Source organism: Streptomyces sp. NPDC001157 (genome assembly GCF_053598255.1).
In genome coordinates this window covers 169344-188046 of sequence record NZ_JBSFJW010000003.1, presented here as the reverse complement: position 1 = coordinate 188046, position 18703 = coordinate 169344, and the positions used below count along the sequence as shown (strand labels likewise).

14 protein-coding genes and 1 pseudogene are annotated in these 18703 nt (G+C 68.4%); 6 read left to right on the top strand and 9 right to left on the bottom strand.

Annotated features, from left to right (window positions below):
- Positions 1-35: 35 nt before the first annotated feature.
- The 8 genes and pseudogenes from ACWDAG_RS06985 to ACWDAG_RS06950 all read right to left on the bottom strand — a co-directional run bounded on the left by ACWDAG_RS06985 (position 36) and on the right by ACWDAG_RS06950 (position 10359).
- Positions 36-1661, bottom strand: coding sequence for a pyridoxal phosphate-dependent aminotransferase (locus tag ACWDAG_RS06985; protein WP_450694554.1), 1626 nt, complete (start codon positions 1659-1661; stop codon positions 36-38).
- A 209-nt stretch (positions 1662-1870) separates the two neighbouring features.
- Positions 1871-2932, bottom strand: a pseudogene (locus ACWDAG_RS06980) (aldose epimerase family protein); the annotation flags it as partial.
- Between the two features lie 53 nt (positions 2933-2985).
- Positions 2986-4233, bottom strand: coding sequence for a multiple monosaccharide ABC transporter permease (gene mmsB, locus ACWDAG_RS06975; RefSeq protein WP_450694553.1), 1248 nt, complete (start codon positions 4231-4233; stop codon positions 2986-2988).
- Positions 4230-5780: a multiple monosaccharide ABC transporter ATP-binding protein gene (mmsA, locus tag ACWDAG_RS06970; RefSeq protein WP_450694552.1), complete on the bottom strand. Its 1551-nt coding sequence runs from the start codon at positions 5778-5780 to the stop codon at positions 4230-4232. Before mmsA ends, mmsB begins: the two co-directional genes overlap by 4 nt.
- 85 nt (positions 5781-5865) lie before the next feature.
- On the bottom strand, positions 5866-6975 hold the full coding sequence (gene chvE / locus ACWDAG_RS06965) for a multiple monosaccharide ABC transporter substrate-binding protein (protein WP_450694551.1): 1110 nt from the start codon (positions 6973-6975) through the stop codon (positions 5866-5868).
- A 137-nt stretch (positions 6976-7112) separates the two neighbouring features.
- A complete protein-coding gene (locus ACWDAG_RS06960) occupies positions 7113-8081 on the bottom strand; it encodes a hypothetical protein (protein WP_450694550.1) in 969 nt (322 codons plus the stop codon).
- A gap of 110 nt (positions 8082-8191) precedes the next feature.
- Positions 8192-9199 carry a zinc-dependent alcohol dehydrogenase gene (locus ACWDAG_RS06955; RefSeq protein WP_450694549.1) on the bottom strand — a complete coding sequence of 336 codons (1008 nt, stop codon included), beginning with the start codon at positions 9197-9199 and terminating at the stop codon, positions 8192-8194.
- Entirely contained in the window at positions 9196-10359 is a 1164-nt protein-coding gene (locus ACWDAG_RS06950; RefSeq protein ID WP_365843262.1) for a mandelate racemase/muconate lactonizing enzyme family protein, read from the bottom strand. The genes ACWDAG_RS06955 and ACWDAG_RS06950 overlap by 4 nt, the downstream gene beginning before the upstream one ends.
- Positions 10360-10614: 255 nt before the next feature.
- Between ACWDAG_RS06950 and ACWDAG_RS06945 the strand changes: the two genes are divergently transcribed.
- The 6 genes from ACWDAG_RS06945 (at position 10615) to yjfF (ending at position 18064) form a co-directional block, all read left to right on the top strand.
- Positions 10615-11412, top strand: a complete 798-nt coding sequence (locus tag ACWDAG_RS06945) for an SCO2400 family protein (protein ID WP_450694548.1) — start codon at positions 10615-10617, stop codon at positions 11410-11412.
- Between the two features lie 701 nt (positions 11413-12113).
- Positions 12114-13160, top strand: a complete 1047-nt coding sequence (locus ACWDAG_RS06940) for a LacI family DNA-binding transcriptional regulator (RefSeq protein WP_450694547.1) — start codon at positions 12114-12116, stop codon at positions 13158-13160.
- A gap of 135 nt (positions 13161-13295) precedes the next feature.
- Positions 13296-14300: an ABC transporter substrate-binding protein gene (locus ACWDAG_RS06935; RefSeq protein WP_450694546.1), complete on the top strand. Its 1005-nt coding sequence runs from the start codon at positions 13296-13298 to the stop codon at positions 14298-14300.
- A 97-nt stretch (positions 14301-14397) separates the two neighbouring features.
- Positions 14398-15936 carry a sugar ABC transporter ATP-binding protein gene (locus ACWDAG_RS06930; RefSeq protein WP_450694545.1) on the top strand — a complete coding sequence of 513 codons (1539 nt, stop codon included), beginning with the start codon at positions 14398-14400 and terminating at the stop codon, positions 15934-15936.
- Positions 15933-17042, top strand: a complete 1110-nt coding sequence (locus ACWDAG_RS06925; RefSeq protein WP_450694544.1) for an ABC transporter permease — start codon at positions 15933-15935, stop codon at positions 17040-17042. Before ACWDAG_RS06930 ends, ACWDAG_RS06925 begins: the two co-directional genes overlap by 4 nt.
- Positions 17042-18064: a galactofuranose ABC transporter, permease protein YjfF gene (yjfF, locus tag ACWDAG_RS06920; protein ID WP_450694543.1), complete on the top strand. Its 1023-nt coding sequence runs from the start codon at positions 17042-17044 to the stop codon at positions 18062-18064. Before ACWDAG_RS06925 ends, yjfF begins: the two co-directional genes overlap by 1 nt.
- Before the next feature lie 104 nt (positions 18065-18168).
- Here yjfF and ACWDAG_RS06915 read toward each other — a convergent pair whose 3' ends face one another.
- The gene (locus ACWDAG_RS06915) at positions 18169-18615 is read right to left on the bottom strand and encodes a MarR family winged helix-turn-helix transcriptional regulator (protein WP_450694542.1); all 447 of its coding nucleotides are present in this window, start codon (positions 18613-18615) and stop codon (positions 18169-18171) included.
- Positions 18616-18703 lie beyond the last annotated feature (88 nt).

Below are 18703 nucleotides of genomic sequence, written 5' to 3'. Positions count from 1 at the left end.
CCCCCGCCCGGCCACGCACCGCACCCCTACGACGATCAGCCGGCTTGACCCATCCCCGCCGCGTTCGGCCAGCTCTGGGCATTCGGCCAGCCGGTGGCCGGGGCGGGGGTGAGGCCTGGGGCGGGGCCCGTGGTGCCTCGTACCTGAGCCGCCGTCAGGCCACCCCGGGCAGGGACACCCGGCGGGGTCGGGCCGGGGGCCGGAGCGGGTACCGGGGTGGGCATCGGCGCCGGGGCCGGTACCGGAGCCGGCTGCTGCATCGGAGCGGGAACGGGCTGCATCGGGGCGGGAACGGGCTGCATCGGGGCCTGGGCCGGGAAGCCGACCGGTTGGGGCGCCACCTGGGCCACCGCCGGCATCGGAGCCTGGGCCGCCGCCGGCATCGGCATGGGCATCGGCTGCCCGCCCCCCGCCCCCGAACCGCCGGAAGCCATCGCGGCAAGGGGCATGCCCGCCCCGTTGGTGGCGCTGACCAGTCGGTCCACGGCCGCCGTACCCGAGCTGTAGCTGGTCCCGGCGCTCAGCTCGGGTACGGCGGCTCCCCTCCTGGTCCCGTAGAGCACCTGTTCCAGGCCGGACACCAGGCGACGCACATCCACCTGGGGGCGCACCACGAGTCGCAGGAAGCGGCTGGACGAACCGATCTTGTTGCCGCACTCGCGGACCAGGATCCGGTGCTCGGTGAGCATCCGGTCCCGGACCACGGTGCCTTCGGCACCCACGGGGAGGCGTACGAAGAGGAAGTTGCCCTGGGAGGGGTAGACCGTGAGGCCGGGGAGGGCCGAGAGCTGGCTGGCCATGTCCAGACGGTCACGACGCACCTGGTGGAGGCTCTGCGCGTACTCGGCGCCGTGCTCCTTGAGCATGAACACCACGTACTCGGCGAAGGCGTTGAGGTTCCACTTCGGGAGCATGGAGCGGACGCGGCCGGCCAGGGCCGGGTTGGCGACCAGGTAGCCGAAACGTATGCCGTGCAGGCCGAAGTTCTTGCCGAGGCTGCGCAGCACGACGACGTTCGGGCGGATCATCGCCTCCTGGACGACCGACGGTTCGGCCTCGGCGTCGGCGAATTCCAGGAACGACTCGTCGATGACGATCAGGTCCAGATCGGCCATCGCGTCCATGAACTGCACGAGCGCCTGCTTGTGCAGGAAGCCGCCGTCCGGGTTGTTCGGGTTGCAGATGACGGCGACCCGGGTGCCGCGGGCCCGGATGAACTCGGCGTACTTGGTGAGGTCCAGGGCGAAGCCGCTGGACTCCTGCAGCGGGAACATGTCGACCCGCTTGCCGGTCTCCATCGGCTGGTCGGTCCAGCGGCCGAAGGTGGGGACGGGGATGGCGAGGGACTCGCGGACCATCAGATGGTCGATCCAGGTGATCAGCTCGGTCGAGCCGTTGCCCATCGCCACGCACTGCGGCGGGAGCTGCAGCAGGTTGCACAGCTCGGCGGTGATCGTGTCGGCGCTGCTCGGGTAGTACGTGACGATGTCGCGCAGGCGGGCCGACATCTCGTCGAACATCGCCGGGGTCGGGAAGTACGGATTACAGGGAATGCAGAAGTCCACGGGGCCGGTCCCGTCGCCGCCCTCCCGCGTCAACGCCGCCATCGACGGGCTGTGTGCCGCGTTGCTGCCGAACAGCGAGGTGACGTTGTCGGGCATGGAACCTCCGTATGAGGCGGGCCCGGCAGGGACGACCGGGCCCGTCGCGTTTGGGTGGCCCGCGCGGGGGAGCACGGGCCGCCCTTTCATACGGAGACAACCGTGACGCTGTTCAATCAATGTGAAACTAGTGTGAGTTCGGGAACCGGAAGGCGTTGCTCATCGTCTCTGTTCCGGTGCTCGACGTCACACACCGGACGAGTGCACCGTCACGCGCTGAAGGTGTGCACCGTCCGCGTCCGATACGTCTGCCCCGGCCGCAGCACGGTCGACGGGAAGTTCGCGTGGTTCGGCGAGTCCGGGAAGTGCTGCGTCTCCAGGCACAGCCCGTCACCCTGGCGGTAGGTCCTGCCGCCGGTGCCGGTGAGCGTGCCGTCGAGGAAGTTGCCGGAGTAGAACTGCAGGCCCGGCTGGTCGGTGGCGATCTTCAGGGTGCGGCCGGAGTGCGGGTCACGCAGGGTGGCGACGTGCTCGGGCTCGGGCGTGACGCCCTTGTCCAGGACCCAGTTGTGGTCGTAGCCCTTGGCCTGCATCTGCTGGACGTGGCCGTCGCGGATGTCGCGGCCGATCGGCTTGGTCTTGCGGAAGTCGAACGGGGTGCCGGAGACCGTGGCCAGTTCGCCCGTGGGGATCAGGCCCGTGTCGGTGGGCGTGTAGTGGCCGGCGGCGATCGACAGCTCGTGGTCCTCGATCGTGCCGCTGCCCTCGCCCGCCAGGTTCCAGTAGACATGGCTGGTGAGGTTGACGACCGTGGCCTTGTCGGTGGTGGCCTCGTAGTCGATGATCCAGTCGCCGTGCTCGGTGAGGGTGTACGTCACCTTCGCCTTGAGGGTGCCGGGGTAGCCCATCTCGCCGTCGATGCTGGTGTGATGCAGTACCAGACCGACGTCGGAGCCCTTGGCGAACGGCTCGACGTCCCAGAGGTGCTTGTCGAAGCCCTGCTCGCCGCCGTGCAGGCTGTTGACGTCGTCGTTCACGGACAGCTGGTGGCTCTTGCCGTCCAGGGTGAACCGGCCCTTGGCCATGCGGTTGCCGTAGCGGCCGATCAGGGCGCCGAAGTAGGGGGTCTTGGCGACGTAGTCGTCGATGTTGTCGAAGCCCAGGGAGACGTTGGTGTAGTGGCCGTGCCGGTCCGGGATCTCCAGGGACTGCACGATCCCTCCGTAGGAGAGGACCTTCAGCCGGGTCCCGCCGTTCTCCAGCGACCAACTGTGGATCTCCGTGCCGTCGGCGAGCTTGCCGAAGAGCGATTTCACTGGTCCTGTGTCTCCCTCCCATGGGAAGGGCCCCGCCTTCCGGCGGGGCTCGATCCGGTCACTCCGGTCTACGAGCCGGACTTGCGCTTGTTCCACACGTCGAACCCGACCGCGGCCAGCAGGGCGAGGCCCTTGATGACCTGCTGCCAGTCGGTGCCGACGCTGAGGAGGTTCATGCCGTTGTTCAGCACGCCGAGGACGAGACCACCGATGATCGCGCCGAGGACGGTACCGACACCGCCGCTCATGGACGCGCCACCGATGAACGACGAGGCGATGGCTTCGAGCTCGAAGTTCAGGCCCGCCTTCGGAGATGCCGCGTTCAGACGGGCGGCGACCACCAGACCCGCCAGGGCCGCGAGCACGCCCATGTTCAGGAAGACAAGGAAGGTGACCTTCTTGTCCTTGACGCCGGACAGCTTCGCCGCCGGCAGGTTGCCGCCGATCGCGTAGATGTGACGGCCGAAGACCGCGTTGCGCATGACGTAGCCGTAGCCGACCACCAGCACACCGAGGACGATCAGGATGATCGGCGCGCCCTGGTAGCTGGCGAGCAGCATCGTGACCGCGAGGATCGCCGCGGCGATGGCGACCAGCTTGAGCAGGAAGGCGTTGCGCGGGAGCACGGCCAGGGAGAACTCCTGCTCGCGCTTGCGGGCGCGGACCTCCTGGAAGACCACGGAGGCCAGCAGGACGAAGCCGAGCAGCAGCGTGAGGTTGTGGTAGTTGGTGTTCGGGCCGACCTCCGGCAGGAAGCCGTTGCCGAGCTTCTGCAGGCCGTTCGGGAACGGGCCGAGGGTCTGGCCTTGGAGCAGGATTTCCGTCAGACCGCGGAAGAGCAGCATGCCGGCCAGGGTCACGATGAAGGACGGTATGCCGAGATACGCGATCAGGAAGCCCTGCGCCGAGCCGGCCACGGCGCCTATCAGCAGGCACAGCACCAACGCGACCGGCCATGCCACATGGTGGTTGACCATCAGCACAGCCGAGAACGCGCCGACGAACGCGGTCAGCGAGCCGACCGACAGGTCGATGTGCCCGGCGATGATCACCAGCATCATGCCGATGGCGAGGACCAGGATGTAGCTGTTCTGCAGCACCAGGTTGGAGACGTTGCGCGGCAGCAGCAGTTTGCCGTCGGTCCAGATCTGGAAGAGGACGACGATCAGGCCCAGCGCGATCAGCATGCCGTGCTGCCGCATATTGCGGCGCAGACCGCCGACGATCAGCTGCAGCAGGTTGCCGTCGGCGGCCGACCCCCCGCTCTTCCCGGGCGGCGCCGAGGCCGGGACCTTGTCCGTCACATCCGTGCTCATCGGGTTACCTCTTTGTCCTTCGTCATCTGGCGCATCAGCACTTCCTGCGTGGCCTCGGCCCGCGGGACCTCACCCGTGAGCCGCCCGGCGGCCATGGTGTAGATGCGGTCGCACATTCCGAGCAGCTCCGGCAGCTCGGAGGAGATGAAGACGACCGCCTTGCCCTCCGCGGCCAGCTGGTCGATGACCGTGTAGATCTCGTACTTGGCGCCCACGTCGATACCGCGCGTCGGCTCGTCCAGGATCAGCACCTCGGGACCCGCGAAGATCCACTTGCTGAGGACGACCTTCTGCTGGTTGCCGCCGGAGAGCCGGCCCACCGTCTCGAAGACGGTCGGCGCCTTGATGTTCATGGACTTGCGGAAGCGCTCGGAGACCTTCCGCTCCTCGTGCTCGTCGACCACACCCCGCTTCGCGACCTTTCCCAGGGCGGTCAGCGAGATGTTCCGGTTGATGTTGTCGATGAGGTTGAGGCCGTAGTGCTTGCGGTCCTCGGTGACGTACGCGATGCCGTGTCCGACCGCCTCCGCGACGGTCTTCGTACGGATCTCCTTGCCGTCCTTGAGGACCGTGCCGCCCGCGTGCCGGCCGTAGCTGCGCCCGAAGACGCTCATGGCCAGCTCCGTGCGGCCCGCGCCCATCAGACCCGCGATGCCCACGATCTCCCCGCGCCGCACGTTGATCGACACGTCGTCGACCACCTTGCGCTGCTGGTCGATCGGGTGGTGCACCGTCCAGTTGCGGATCTCCAGCGCGGGCGCCGCGTCCTCCTCGCCCTCGTACGCCGTGCGTTCGGGGAAGCGGTGGTCGAGGTCACGCCCGACCATGCCGGAGATGATGCGGTCCTCGGTGGTCTCCGCCGACTTCACGTCCAGGGTCTCGATGGACCTGCCGTCGCGGATGATCGTCACCGAGTCGGCGACCCGCCGGATCTCGTTCAGCTTGTGGGAGATGATGATCGAGGTGATGCCCTGCTTCTTCAACTCCAGGATGAGATCCAGGAGTTTGCCGCTGTCCTCGTCGTTGAGAGCCGCGGTCGGCTCGTCGAGGATCAGCAGCTTCACCTTCTTGGACAGCGCCTTGGCGATCTCCACCAGCTGCTGCTTGCCCACGCCGATGTCGGCGATCCGGGTCTCCGGGTGGTCGGTCAGACCCACCCGGCGCAGCAGCTCGGTGGCGTGCTTGAGCGTCTCGTTCCAGTTGATGAACCCGCCCGAGGCGTGTTCGTTGCCGAGGAAGATGTTCTCCGCGATCGACAGGAACGGCACCAGCGCCAGTTCCTGATGGATGATCACGATGCCGTGCTGCTCGCTCGCCCGGATGTCCTTGAACTCGACGGTCTCACCCTCGAAGAGGATGTCGCCCTCGTACGTGCCGTGCGGATGGACGCCGGAGAGCACCTTCATCAAGGTGGACTTCCCGGCGCCGTTCTCACCGCAGATGGCATGGACCTCGCCCTGACGAACAGTCAGCGTGACGTCCGACAGCGCTTTGACCCCGGGAAAGGTCTTGACGATCGAGCGCATTTCCAGGACGGGTCCCGCCATGGTGTGCCCTTTCAATCCGTAGGAACGGTCGGTGTGAGTGTCGATATGCGGCTCCGCCGCGTGGCCGACACCACCGACAGGGGGACTACTTCAGCTGGTCCGCCGTGTAGTAGCCGGTGTCGACCAGTTCCTTCGTGTAGTTGGTCTTGTCGACGCTCACCGGCTGCAGCAGGTAGGCGGGGACGGTCTTGACACCGTTGCCGTACGACTTGGTGTCGTTGATCTCGGGCTTCTTGCCGTTGAGAACGTCGTCGATCATGTTCGAGGCGACCTTGGCGAGCTTGCGGATGTCCTTGTAGACGGTCTGCGTCTGCTGGCCCGCGATGATCGACTTCACCGAGGCGAGCTCGGCGTCCTGGCCGGTGATGACCGGCAGCGGCTTGCTGGCCGAGCCGTAACCGTCCGACTTCAGGGCGGCGAGGATGCCGATGGAGATGCCGTCGTACGGCGACAGGACCGCGTCGACCTTGGCGCTGCCGTACGTTGAGGTGAGGATGTCCTCCATGCGCTTCTGCGCGGTGGCACCGTCCCAGCGCAGCGTGGTGACCTGGGTGAGCGCGGTCTGCTTGGACTTGACGACGAGCTGCTTCTTGTCGATGTACGGCTGGAGCACGCTCATCGCGCCGTTGAAGAAGTACTTGGTGTTGTTGTCGTCGTTGGAGCCGGCGAACAGCTCGATGTTGAACGGGCCCTTCTTGCCGCTGTCCAGGCCGAGCTTCTGCACGATGTACGAGCCCTGGAGCTTGCCGACCTTCTCGTTGTCGAACGAGGCGTAGTAGTCGACGTTCTTCGTGCCGAGGATCAGGCGGTCGTAGGAGATCACCGGGATCTTGGCGTCGGCGGCCTGCTGCAGCACGTTGTTCAGCGACTTGTTGTCGATGGCCGCGATGATCAGGCCCTTGACGCCCTGCGTGATCAGGTTCTCGATCTGCGAGACCTGCTGGTCGGGGTCGTCCTCGCCGTAGACCAGCTTGGTCTTGTAGCCCTTGGCCTCAAGGTCCTTGACGACGTTCTTGCCGTCGGCGATCCAGCGCTCGGAGGACTTGGTGGGCATCGCGATACCGATGGTGCCGCCCTTGGCGCTGCCCTTGTCCTCCTTGCTGCCGCCCTCGCCGCTCTGGCCGCAGGCGGACAGGGTCAGGGCGAGGGAAGCGGCTCCGGCGACGGCGGCGAGTGCGGCTCTGCGAGTGCGCATGATCATCATCCTTGATGTCTGTGGGGCAGGCTCGGTCTGGCTGTGCAAGGACGCTTGGACGGCGGGTGCGGAGACCGAGTGGTATGTGGGATTCTGTTTGAGCCCGTCTTCTTCTGTGAAGGGGCGTTGTTTGAACGTTATACGGACGTGCTGAACCGCTTGAGCGTGCCGGGCAGGCGTGACCCGAGGGGTGCCATGTCGCCGTCGGCTCCGTGCCGTTCGAGCAGGTCGAGGGCCAGTCGGCCGCGCCGGACGCGTTCCTTGGCGGTGGCGAGTGTCAGGTCCCGCATGTGGTTGCCGTACGGGTAGATGCCGGGCGCCTTGGACAGCCCGAACTTCAGGTACAGCGGCGCCCCTCGCCGGATCAGCTCGGCGACCTCGTACATCCGGACATATCCCCCCAGGTCGTCGGGGGCCTCGATGTACATGTCCATGGGGGCGGCGGAGACCCGCCGGATCTCGGTGAGGTGATCCAGTGTCAGGTCGCTGGGCACGTTGATGGAGTCGCCGCCCAGCTGCTCGTACACCGCGTACGCGGCCGGGTTGACCGGACCGATCAGCGCCGAGACCTTCAGGGTGGTGTCGGCCGGGATGATGCCGGCGACGCGTGCGCGGTGCAGCGTCCACAGCACGCCCTCGTCGGCGACGAGGAGGCACTTGACGCCCAACTCGGTGGCGCGGACGGCATCTTCGACGCACCCTGCGACGGCGTCGTGCCCGCGGGCGCGCAGACCGGCCCCCCGTGAGTCGGTGCGCGTGGAACCGCCGATGTCCCAGGTGCCGCGCGGGCCGGTGAACAGGCAGAGCTCGATGTCGCGTTCGCCGGTCGCCTCGACCATTTCGGTGATCTCGGCGTCGGTCAGCATCCACACGCCGCTGCCCTGGCTGATCCGGTGGATCGGCACATCGAGGCGCGAGGACTCCTTGAGGACGACGGCCAGCGCTTCGGGACCCTCGCACGAGGGGATCTCGGTGCGCCAGCGGCCACCACCCGGGAAGGCGTGGGGCGAGGCGTCGGCAGGGGAGAGGTCGGGCGCGCCCAGACCGAGGGCGGCGAGCGCCTGCTCGCCGGGTCGACGGGCTGCCGGGGCGGAAGCGTCGGTCACAAGGTGTCCTTAGAGTGTTCGGTATTTCGGACGAAGTTCGCGGCTCAAACCGTGCGGGGCTTGGGTGTACGCCGGTGCGAGGCCGTCAGGTCACCCGCACCGGCGTACTGCTAGGGGCGAAGGAGGACCTTGCCGACCTTCGGATCACCGGACCCGACGAGCTCGATGGCCTGCGGGAACTCGGCGAGCGGCAGCTCGTGCGTGACCAGCGGCAGCGGGTCGAGCAACCCGGCCCCGAACACCCGCACGGTGTGCGCCCACGCGTCCGGCGGCGCCCCGAAGACGGAGTGCACCTCCAGCTGCCGTACGACGAGATCCGTCGGGTCGAGCCCGTTCGCACCCGGCGCCGGGATCCCGGTGAGGACCAGGCGCCCGCCACGCCGCAGCAGGGCGGCGGAGGTCCGCGCGGCGTCGGCGGACCCGGCGGTCTCGATGACGACGTCGAAGTCGTCCGGGAGCGCCTCGTCCTTCGTACGGAAGTCGGTCGCGCCGTACTGCCGCGACAGCGCCTCGCGGTCCCGGCGGGTGCCGACGACCAGCAGCTCCACCGGCGAGACGGCCTTGAGGAACTGCACCGCGAACATCCCGAGGGTGCCGGTGCCGACCACGGCGACCTTCTCGCCCGGCTGCGCGTTCGCCTTGAGAGCGGCGGCCGCGATGCAGGCGGCCGGCTCCAGCAGGGCCGCCGCCGTCAGGTCCGCGTCGTCGGGCAGCACGTGCAGCAGTCTCGCCGGGAGGGTCAGCGTGGGCGCCATCGCGCCCGGCTGGGTGAACCCGGTCTCCTCGTACCCGGCGCTGCACAGCGTGGTCTCACCCGCGTGGCAGCGGTCGCACACCTGGCAGTTCCGGAAGCCCTCGCCGACGACCTTGCGGCCGACCAGCGTCCCGGTGATCCCGGCGCCGACCCGCTCGACCGTTCCGGACCACTCGTGGCCGGGCGTGAGCGGGTAGCGCACGTACCCCTCGGGCCGGTTGCCCTGGAACACCTCCCGGTCGCTGCCGCAGATCCCGCTCGCGTGCACCCGCACCAGCGCCTCGCCCGGACCGGGGTCGCGGGGCGTGTGCTCGGCCAGGTGGAACGTGCCCGGGGCGTCGACGACGACGGCGGCGGAACTCACTGGTCGCCCTTCGGGTTCCGCTTCTCCCAGCCCTCGGCCCACAGGTCGAAGTGCGCCCGCTGCTGGGGGAACTCAGCGGCGGCGTCCACGTCCAGCTCCACGCCCAGGCCGGGCGCGTCGGAGAGGTGGAAGCAGCCGTCCTCCGGGTTCACCTGCGGCGCGCCCTTGACCACCTTCTTGATCTCGGCGTCCGCGAAGTCGTTGAAGTGCTCGAGGATCTTGAAGTTCGGGGAGGTGAAGCCGACCTGGAGCGAGGCGGAGGTGAGCACCGGCCCGCCCACGTTGTGCGGGGCGACCAGCATGTAGTGGGTCTCGGCGGTCGCGGCCAGCTTGCGCGTCTCCCAGATGCCGCCGATGTGGCCCACGTCCGGCTGGATGATGTCGACGGCCTGGCTCTCGAAGAGCTCCCGGAACTCGATCCGGTCGTGGATGCGCTCACCCGTGGCCACCGGCATGTCCACCTTCGCGGCGACCTTCTCCAGCGCCTTCAGGTTCTCCGGCGGCACCGGCTCCTCCAGCCAGGCGGGCTTGAAGGGCGCGAGCTCCTTGGCCAGCCGGACGGCGGTGGCGGGGGAGAAGCGGCCGTGCATCTCCAGCATCAGCTCGGACTCGGGGCCGATGGCGTCCCGGACGGCCTCGATCAGCGAGACCGCGTACATGGTCTGCTCGTGGTCGAGCTCGAAGTGCCCGGTGCCGAAGGGGTCGATCTTCAGCGCCCGGTAACCGCGCTCCATGACGCCCTGGGCGGCCTTGTGGTACGCCTCGGGCGTCCGCTCGGTGGTGTACCACCCGTTGGCGTAGGCCTTGACCTTGTCGGTGACCTTGCCGCCGAGCAGCTGCCACACCGGCACGCCGAGGGCCTTGCCCTTGATGTCCCAGCAGGCCATCTCGACGACCGCGATGCCGGACATCACGATCTCGCCGGCGCGGCCGTAGTCGCCGTACTTCATACGGCGGGTCAGGTCCTCGACGGCGAACGGGTCCGAGCCGAGAATATGGTTCTGTTCGGCCTCTCTCAGGTATCCGATCAGCGCGTCGGTGTGACCCAGCATGCGGGTCTCGCCCACACCCGTGATGCCTTCGTCGGTGTGCACCAGGACGTAGGTCAGGTTGCGCCACGGTGTCCCGACCACGTGCGTGCTGATTCCGGTGATGCGCACGGAAGCTACCCTTCGGCTGTTCGAGATTTCGGCTCATGTTCGAAATGCTGGGCAGACAGTAAGGACGGTGTGAGCGGGGTGTCAATGGGTAGGACGGCTTACGGTTTCGCCAGTTTCGGCGCCTCTTGCCCAGGTGGCCCCTCCCCGGTGTGTGCCAGTTCACTCCGGAGGTCGCGCCGATTTGGCCGGTTCCCACACAACCTTCACTGCTGTGCCTAGGAACGTGACCCTCCGGGAACTTACTCTTCCCGCGTCATGGACTACTGCTACCCGTGCCAACGGCACCTCAACGGCGCCCTCGCCTGTCCGGGGTGCGGGACACGCGTCGAGCAGATGCGCGCGTACCGGGATGCCTACGAGCCGGAGCCCTACGATCACGCCGTCGCTCCCGTCGATCATGATGCACCGGTGGCTCCCGACGACCAAGCCGCCCACCTGGACGCCGAGGACCACGGCGGTGACGAAGGCGAGAGCGACGAGCCCCACGGGCGCGCCGCGCGCCGCCGCGAGCGGGGCCGCGGTGGCCGTCGGGGTCCTGCCACTGCCGACGGTGCCACGGACGCGAGCCGTCGCGACCGCAAGGCCGCGCTCCACCGTCGGCGCCGCAAGCGCACGCTGCTCGTCGCCGCGGGTTTCGTCCTGGCGGCGGGTGGTCTGAGTCTGGCCGAACTCGGCATGGACGCACCGGTGTTCTCCTCGTCCCCCGACCCGTCCGCGGCCGGGGACGAGGCGTCCGAGGTCGACAACTCGACGGCGAAGCCGAGCGAGTCCGCAGGGCCCCGCGCCGGCGGGAGGGGTGCCTCCGACGGCAAGCCCTCGGCCTCCCCGGACACCTCCGCCTCGCCGTCGGCGTCCAAGTCCGGCGACGGCAAGGGCGACGCGTCCCCGACCCCCGGCAAGCCGACCCGGTCGGCAGCCGTCCCCGGTTCCTCCGGCTCGACACCCCCGCCCGCCTCGGGCTCGACCCCGACCTCGGATCCGACGACCGCCAACCCTTCCCCGCGGCCGTCGCCGTCGGAGACGTGCAAACGCTTCCTGTGGTGGTGTACGTAACACCGCCGGTCGGTGTCGACTCCGCCTGATGCGATCGCGGTTGAGGCACTGCCGGAGCGACCGCTCGACCGGGCCTTCCCGGCTCCACCGGCTCGACGCCCTCGCCCGTCTCGGCCTCGACGACCTCCGATCCGTCTCGGTCGCTGTCGCGGGTGTGTGCGGGTTCGTGTGGTGGCGTGGGCGGGGCTGCTGGTCGGGGTCAACTGGGTCTGGTGTGGTGGCGGTTGTGGCATGGCCTGAGCGGCTGCCTGGCCGGGTCTTTCCGGGCCTCGTGCGGCTCGTGTGTCCGCCTGACTCGGGCTGGGTCCTCGGTCCGTCTCGGGCCCGTCTCCGTCGCTGTCGGGGGGCGGGCGCGGCCTCCTGCGGTGGTGTGGACAGCGCTGCTGGTCGGCGTCAACTTCGCGTGATGTGGTGGCGGTTGTGGCACTACCTTTTACGGCCGCGTTATTCAACCGTGACAGCCTTCTGCCTGCAGCCCTCTTGACCGGCGTGATTTGTTAGCGCTCACAATGACCTCCGCATTCACCGGTCAACGTCCAACGTCAGCGTGGGAGATATGAGCGTCGTGCCCGCAGTGTCCCGACCAGTCGATCCCGCCAGTGCTGTTGGGCCTTTCCGGAGACTTGTGTGAAGCCGGCGGGCGGGACCGTCCGCCCACAACGCGTGCTTTACCGGCAGACGAGCGCCAAGGAGGTGCGGCCGTGACCAACGCGCAGCTTCGGCCGCCCACCATGGCCGACGTGGCACGCCTGGCAGGCGTGTCCCATCAGACCGTGTCCCGCGTGCTGGGAAACCACCCCAACGTGCGGGACGAGACACGAGCCAGGGTGCTGCGTGTGATCGAGGAGACGGGCTACCGCCGCAACTCCTCCGCACGGGCCCTGGTGACCCGGCGCACCCGGACGCTGGGGGTGGTGGCCTCCGACACCACCCTCTACGGACCGGCCAGCACCCTGTTCGCGCTGGAGGAGGCGGCGCGGGCCGAGGGATACCTCGTCTCGACGGTCACATTGCGCAAGCTGACCGTGGAGACGCTGTCCGAGGCCCTGGACCACCTCAGTGAGGGCGGGGTGGAAGGCGTGGTCGCGATCGCCCCGCAGCGGTCCGCGGTGGTCGCACTGGCCGAACTGCGCTGTCCCTTCCCGGTGGTGGTCGTGGGTGGCGGTTCGGGCGTGGAGATTCCCGGCGTCGGCGTGGACCAGCACCTCGGAGCCGAGCTGGCCACCGGCCACCTGCTGGCCGCCGGTCACCGTAACGTCTGGCACCTCGCCGGGCCCGAGGACTGGCAGGAGGCGGCCGACCGGGCGGCCGGCTGGCGGGCGACCCTCGAAGCGGCGGGGGCGGAGCCGCCCATGCTGCTGCGCGGGGACTGGAGTCCGCTGTCGGGTTACCGCGCCGGCCAGGAACTGGCCGGCTGGGTGGGCCGGGGGCTGACCGCCGTCTTCGTCGCCAACGACCAGATGGCGCTGGGGGTGTTGCGGGCGCTGCGCGAGGCCGGGGTCCGGACCCCCCAGGACGTGGCGGTCGTGGGCTTCGACGACATCCCGGAGTCGGAGTACTTCGCACCTCCCCTCACCACCGTCCGGCAGGACTTCTCGACGGTGGGAAAGCGCGGCATCGCGACGCTCCTGGAGCTGATCGAGGGGCGGCCACCCGCCACCGCGCGCAGGATCGCCATCGAACCCCAACTGGTCGTCAGGGCCAGTACTTTCCCGCACGCCGTCCAACCGGAGGGCGTACCTCTCTGACGTACCGACCCACCACACACGCGGGTCCGTGTGGCCGAAATACCGAACAATGATCGACAGGCTGGACGTAGTGCGGCCGGTCCCCTCGAGTACCAGCGGGTCCGTCCCCGGGCCGGCTCTTCAAAGGAGAAGAACATGCTCAACAGAAGGAACTTCCTCACCGCGGCGGTCGGCGTGGCAGCCGCGGGTGGACTGGCCGCCTGCGCCAAGAAGGACGACTCCGGCTCCGGTTCCGGCTCCGGAGGTGGCGGCAAGGCGATCTCGCTCGGCTTCTCCCAGGTCGGCGCGGAGAGCGGCTGGCGCGCCGCCAACACCACCTCGGTGAAGTCCGCGGCCAAGGAGGCGGGCATCAACCTCAAGTTCTCCGACGCCCAGCAGAAGCAGGAGAACCAGATCTCCGCGATCCGCAGCTACATCGCGCAGAAGGTGGACGTCATCGCCTTCTCGCCGGTGGTCGTCACCGGCTGGGACGCGGTGCTCAAGGAGGCCAAGGCCGCGAAGATCCCGGTGGTCCTCACCGACCGCTCGGTGGAGACCTCCGACGACTCCCTGTACGTCACGCTGGTCGGCTCCGACTTCACCGACGAGGGCCGGCGCGCGGCCCGCATGCTGGAGAAGGTCATCGCCAAGGCCGGCCTCAAGGGCCCGGTGAAGATCGCCCAGCTGGAGGGCACCACCGGCGCGGCCCCCGCGATCGAGCGCGGCAAGGGCTTCAAGGAGGTCATGGACGCCGAGCATAAGGACTGGAAGATCGTCGTCAGCCAGAGCGGTGACTTCACCCGCGCCGGCGGCAAGCAGGTCATGGCGGCCTTCCTGCAGTCCCACAAGGACATCAACGTGCTCTTCGCGCACAACGACGACATGGCCATCGGCGCCATCCAGTCGATCGAGGCGGCCGGCAAGAAGCCCGGCAAGGACATCCTGATCGTCTCGGTCGACGGCGTCCACGACGGCTTCGTCGCCATGTCCCAGGGCAAGATCAACGGCATCGTCGAGTGCAACCCGCTGCTCGGCCCCCAGCTGATGGAGGTCGTGAAGAAGGTCCACGAAGGCCAGAAGGTCGAGCGCTGGATCAAGACCAAGGAGGGCGACTACACGCAGGACCAGGCCAAGGCCGCGCTCCCGACCCGGAAGTACTGACCCACCGCACCCACCGGCAGGGAGCCTCCGGCCGACCGAGCCATCGGTCCGAGGGGGCTCCCTGCGGGAGTGAACCAATCCCACAAGGAGCGCTGCCATGGCAGAGCCGCGGCCCGTGCTGGAAATGACGGGCATAGTCAAAGAGTTCCCGGGGGTACGGGCTCTGTCGGACGTCGACTTCCGGCTCTTCCCCGGCGAGATCCACGCCCTGATGGGCGAGAACGGCGCGGGCAAGTCCACCCTGATCAAGGTGCTGACGGGGGTCTACTCCCTGGACGGCGGCACCGTCACCCTGGACGGCAGGTCCGTGCGGTTCGGCAGCCCGCTGCAGGCGCAGCAGGCCGGCATCAGCACGGTGTACCAGGAGGTGAACCTCTGCCCCAACCTGTCGGTGGCGGAGAACATCTTCATCGGACGCGAGCCGACCCGCATGGGCCGTATCCAGTGGAAGCGGATGCGCAAGGAGGCGGCGGAGCTGGTGGACCGGCTCGGCCTCGACATCGACGTGACCGCGCCCCTGTCCTCGTACCCGCTGGCCGTGCAGCAACTGGTCGCGATCGTACGGTCGGTGGGCACCGGCGACAGCGACGGCCAGGGATCGGGCACCAAGGTGCTGGTCCTGGACGAGCCGACGTCCAGCCTCGACCGTGACGAGGTCCAGGAGCTGTTCCGCCTGATGCGGCGGCTCAAGGACGAGGGCGTGGCTATCCTGTTCGTCTCGCACTTCCTCGACCAGATCTACGAGATCTGCGACCGGATGACGGTCCTGCGCAACGGCACGCTCGTCGGCGAGCACATGGTCGCCGACCTCGACCAGGTCGGGCTGATCCAGCTGATGATCGGCAAGGCCCTGGACCAGCTGGAGGAGCTGCACGACCAGCAGCTGCACTCCGACGTCGGCGAGACACTGCTGAAGGCGGAGGGCCTCGGCAGGACCGGCGGCATCGCCCCCTTCGACCTGGAGATCAAGAAGGGCGAGGTGCTCGGCCTCGCCGGCCTGCTCGGATCGGGCCGGACCGAACTCGCCCGGCTGCTCTTCGGCGCCGACCAGCCGGACAGCGGCAAGGTGACCATCGGCGGCAAGCAGGTCTCGATGAGCGCGCCGAACGCCGCGATCGGAGCCGGTGTCGCCTTCTGCTCCGAGAACCGCAAGACCGAGGGCCTGGTGCCCGATCTGACGGTTCGGGAGAACATCATCCTGGCCCTGCAGGCCTCGCGCGGCTGGACGCGGCCCATCCCGGTCGCCCAGCGCGACGAACTCGTCGCCAAGTACATCAAGGCGCTGGACATCCGGCCCGCCAACCCCGAGGCCAGGGTCGGCCAGCTCAGCGGCGGCAACCAGCAGAAGGTGCTGCTGGCCCGCTGGCTGATCACCCAGCCCAAGCTGCTGATCCTGGACGAGCCGACGCGCGGCATCGACGTCGGCGCCAAGGCGGAGATCCAGAAACTCGTGGTCTCGCTCTCCGAGGAGGGCATGTCCGTGCTGTACATCGCGGCCGAGCTGGAGGAGGTGCTCCGGCTCAGTCACACCATCGGAGTGCTGCGCGACCGCCGGCTGGTGGCGCAGCTCGCCAACGGGCCGGAGATCACCAGCAGCCGCATCATGGAGACCATCGCGAGCGGAGAACACCAGTGAGCACCAACTCCCGATGGCGAGCACTGACACACCACCACCTGTTCTGGCCGGTCGCGGTCCTTGTCTTCCTGCTGCTCGTCAACGTGCCCTTCACCCCTGACTTCTTCTCGGTCAAGATGACGGGCGGCCACCTCTACGGCAGCCTCGTCTCGATCGTGCTGTTCGGATCGCCCCTCATCCTGGTGGCGGTCGGCATGACCGTGGTCATCGCCACCGGCGGCATCGACCTCTCCGTCGGCGCCGTGGTCGCCATCACCGGGGCACTCGCCTGCTCGTACATCAGCCACCAGGCCGACCAGAACGCCCTGTCCGGGGTGCTGCTCGCCATGGGCCTGGGTCTGCTGGCCGCGGTCGTCTGCGGCCTGTGGAACGGCTTCCTGGTCGCCAGGATGGGCATCCAGCCGATCATCGCCACGCTGATCATCATGGTCGCCGGACGCGGTGTCGCCCAGCTGATCACCGACGGCCAGATCATCACCATCGACAGCGACCCGTACAAGCTCATCGGCGGCGGCTACTGGCTGACACTGCCGTTCTCCATCTTCGTGGTGGCCTCGGTCGTCGCCGTCACCGTGGTGCTGACGCGTCGCACGGCGCTCGGGCTGCTGATCGAGTCGGTCGGCGGCAACGCCGAGGCCAGCCGCCTCGTGGGCATCAGGTCCCGGCGCATCAAGATCATGGTGTACGTGTTCTGCGCGCTGTGCGCCGCCATCGCGGGCCTGATGATCAGTTCCAACACCTCGGCGGCGGACGGCAACAACGCCGGTCTGTGGATCGAGCTCGACGCGATCCTCGCGGTGGTGATCGGCGGCACCTCGCTGCTCGGCGGCCGGTTCTCCATCGGTGGCACGGTGGTCGGCGCCCTCGTCATCCAGACCCTGACGACCACGATCTACACCATCGGTGTGCCGACCCAGACCAACCTGGTCTTCAAGGCCGCCGTCGTCATCGTCGTCTGCCTGCTCCAGTCCCCGAAGTTCCGCGCCAAGGTCTTCGGTGCCAGGTTCGGCGCCCGGTTCGGCGGGAAGGGCGGCGCCAAGCCTGCCGCGACCGGGGCGGACACCGCCGCGTCGACCGACGCCACTCCGAAGATGGAGGTGTCGTGATGAGCGCGACCACCCAGAGCCCCACGGCCGTGGACAGCCGTACCCCGTCCAAGGCCCAGCGTCTGCTGGGCGACCGGCGTCTGCCCGTCGCGGCGACGGCCCTGCTCTTCCTCGTGATGTACGGAGGGGGCCTCGCCCGGTACCAGTACTACGGTTTCGCCGAACCACAGGTCTTCCTGAACCTGTTCATCGACAACAGCTATCTGCTGGTGGCCGCGGTCGGTGTCACCTTCGTCATCCTGTCCGGCGGCATCGACCTGTCCGTCGGCTCGGTGATCGGCTTCACCACCATGCTGACGGCCTGGCTGGTGGAGCGCGAGGGGCTGCCCCTCCTGGTGGTGATCCCCATCGCGCTGGCGGTCGGGGCCTTCGGCGGCTTCCTGATGGGCTATGTGATCCACAACTTCGAGATCCAGCCCTTCATCGTGACCCTCGCCGGCCTCTTCCTCTTCCGCGGTCTGTGCCTGGTCATCAGCAAGGAGTCGATCTCCATCAGTGACTCCGGGGTCAGTGACATGGCCCAGACGCAGGTGTCGCTGGGGGTGGGGTTCCTGTCGATCGGCGCGGTCGTCTCGCTGGTCGTCCTCGCCGTGGCGTTCTACGTCCTGCACTACACCCGCTTCGGGCGGCGCGTGTACGCCATCGGCGGCAACGAGCAGTCGGCCCTGCTGATGGGTCTCCCGCAGGGCGGCACCAAGATCGCCGTGTACACCGTGAGCGGCTTCTGCTCGGCCCTCGCCGGCCTGCTGTTCACCCTCTACATCCAGTCCGGTGACCCGCTGCACGCGACCGGCATGGAACTCGACGCGATCGCCGCGGTCGTCATCGGCGGCACGCTGCTGACGGGCGGTTCCGGCTATGTGGTGGGCACCCTGTTCGGGGTGCTGGTGCTGGGCCTGATCAAGAGCATCATCCAGTTCGAGGGCACGCTCAGCTCCTGGTGGACGAAGATCGCCACCGGCGTGCTGCTGTGCGCGTTCATCCTGGTCCAGCGCGTCATGACAACCCGCAAGAAGACATGACACCGCGTGGCAGGAGCTGAGCCGCCCGGCCCGCTCCCGGTTCGAAGAGGTCCGGCGTACGCATCCCGTGCGCCGGACCTCTCGTATGCCGGGTCCTGCCGGCCTCAGCCCTCGGTCTGCCCCAGCATCCGCCGCAGCAGGCCCCTCAGCGCCAGCCGTTCCTCCCTGCCGAGCCCCGCCAGCGGTTCGCGCGCGAAGCGCAGGGACTCGCGCAGGTTCTTGGCCACCTGCCGGCCCTCCTGCGTGGCCGCGGCCAGCTTCACGCGCCGGTCGGCCGGGTCGGGGCGGCGTTCCACCAGGCCACGGGACTCCAGGCGGTCGACGATGCCGGTCACGTTGGACGGCTCGCACTTCAGCTTCTGGGCCAGCTTGCGCATGGGCAGCGGTTCCAGGGAGAGCAGACTCAGCAGACGGGCCTGGGCGCCGGTCAGCGAATGCTCGGCGGCGGCATTCTCGTAGTCCTCGTGATAGCGGGCCACGATGTCGCCGATGAGCTCGACGACCTCCAGGGTCAGTTCATCGGGACGACGGGTGTTCGGTGCGGTGGCCATGGGTTCAGCGTACCCCCGTTACTTGACAACATGAAATATTCAGGAGCATGGTTGTTTCAGGTGCTGAAGTATTCGGTACCCGGAGCAT

Bases quoted from the DNA above. Each gene is read 5' to 3' on its own strand.
- ACWDAG_RS06985 (WP_450694554.1), bottom strand. From the start codon at position 1,661: ATGCCCGACAACGTCACCTCGCTGTTCGGCAGCAACGCGGCACACAGC.
- mmsB (WP_450694553.1), bottom strand. From the start codon at position 4,233: ATGAGCACGGATGTGACGGACAAGGTCCCGGCCTCGGCGCCGCCCGGG.
- mmsA (WP_450694552.1), bottom strand. From the start codon at position 5,780: ATGGCGGGACCCGTCCTGGAAATGCGCTCGATCGTCAAGACCTTTCCC.
- chvE (WP_450694551.1), bottom strand. From the start codon at position 6,975: ATGCGCACTCGCAGAGCCGCACTCGCCGCCGTCGCCGGAGCCGCTTCC.
- ACWDAG_RS06945 (WP_450694548.1), top strand. From the start codon at position 10,615: ATGGACTACTGCTACCCGTGCCAACGGCACCTCAACGGCGCCCTCGCC.
- ACWDAG_RS06935 (WP_450694546.1), top strand. From the start codon at position 13,296: ATGCTCAACAGAAGGAACTTCCTCACCGCGGCGGTCGGCGTGGCAGCC.
- ACWDAG_RS06930 (WP_450694545.1), top strand. From the start codon at position 14,398: ATGGCAGAGCCGCGGCCCGTGCTGGAAATGACGGGCATAGTCAAAGAG.
- yjfF (WP_450694543.1), top strand. From the start codon at position 17,042: ATGAGCGCGACCACCCAGAGCCCCACGGCCGTGGACAGCCGTACCCCG.
- ACWDAG_RS06915 (WP_450694542.1), bottom strand. From the start codon at position 18,615: ATGGCCACCGCACCGAACACCCGTCGTCCCGATGAACTGACCCTGGAG.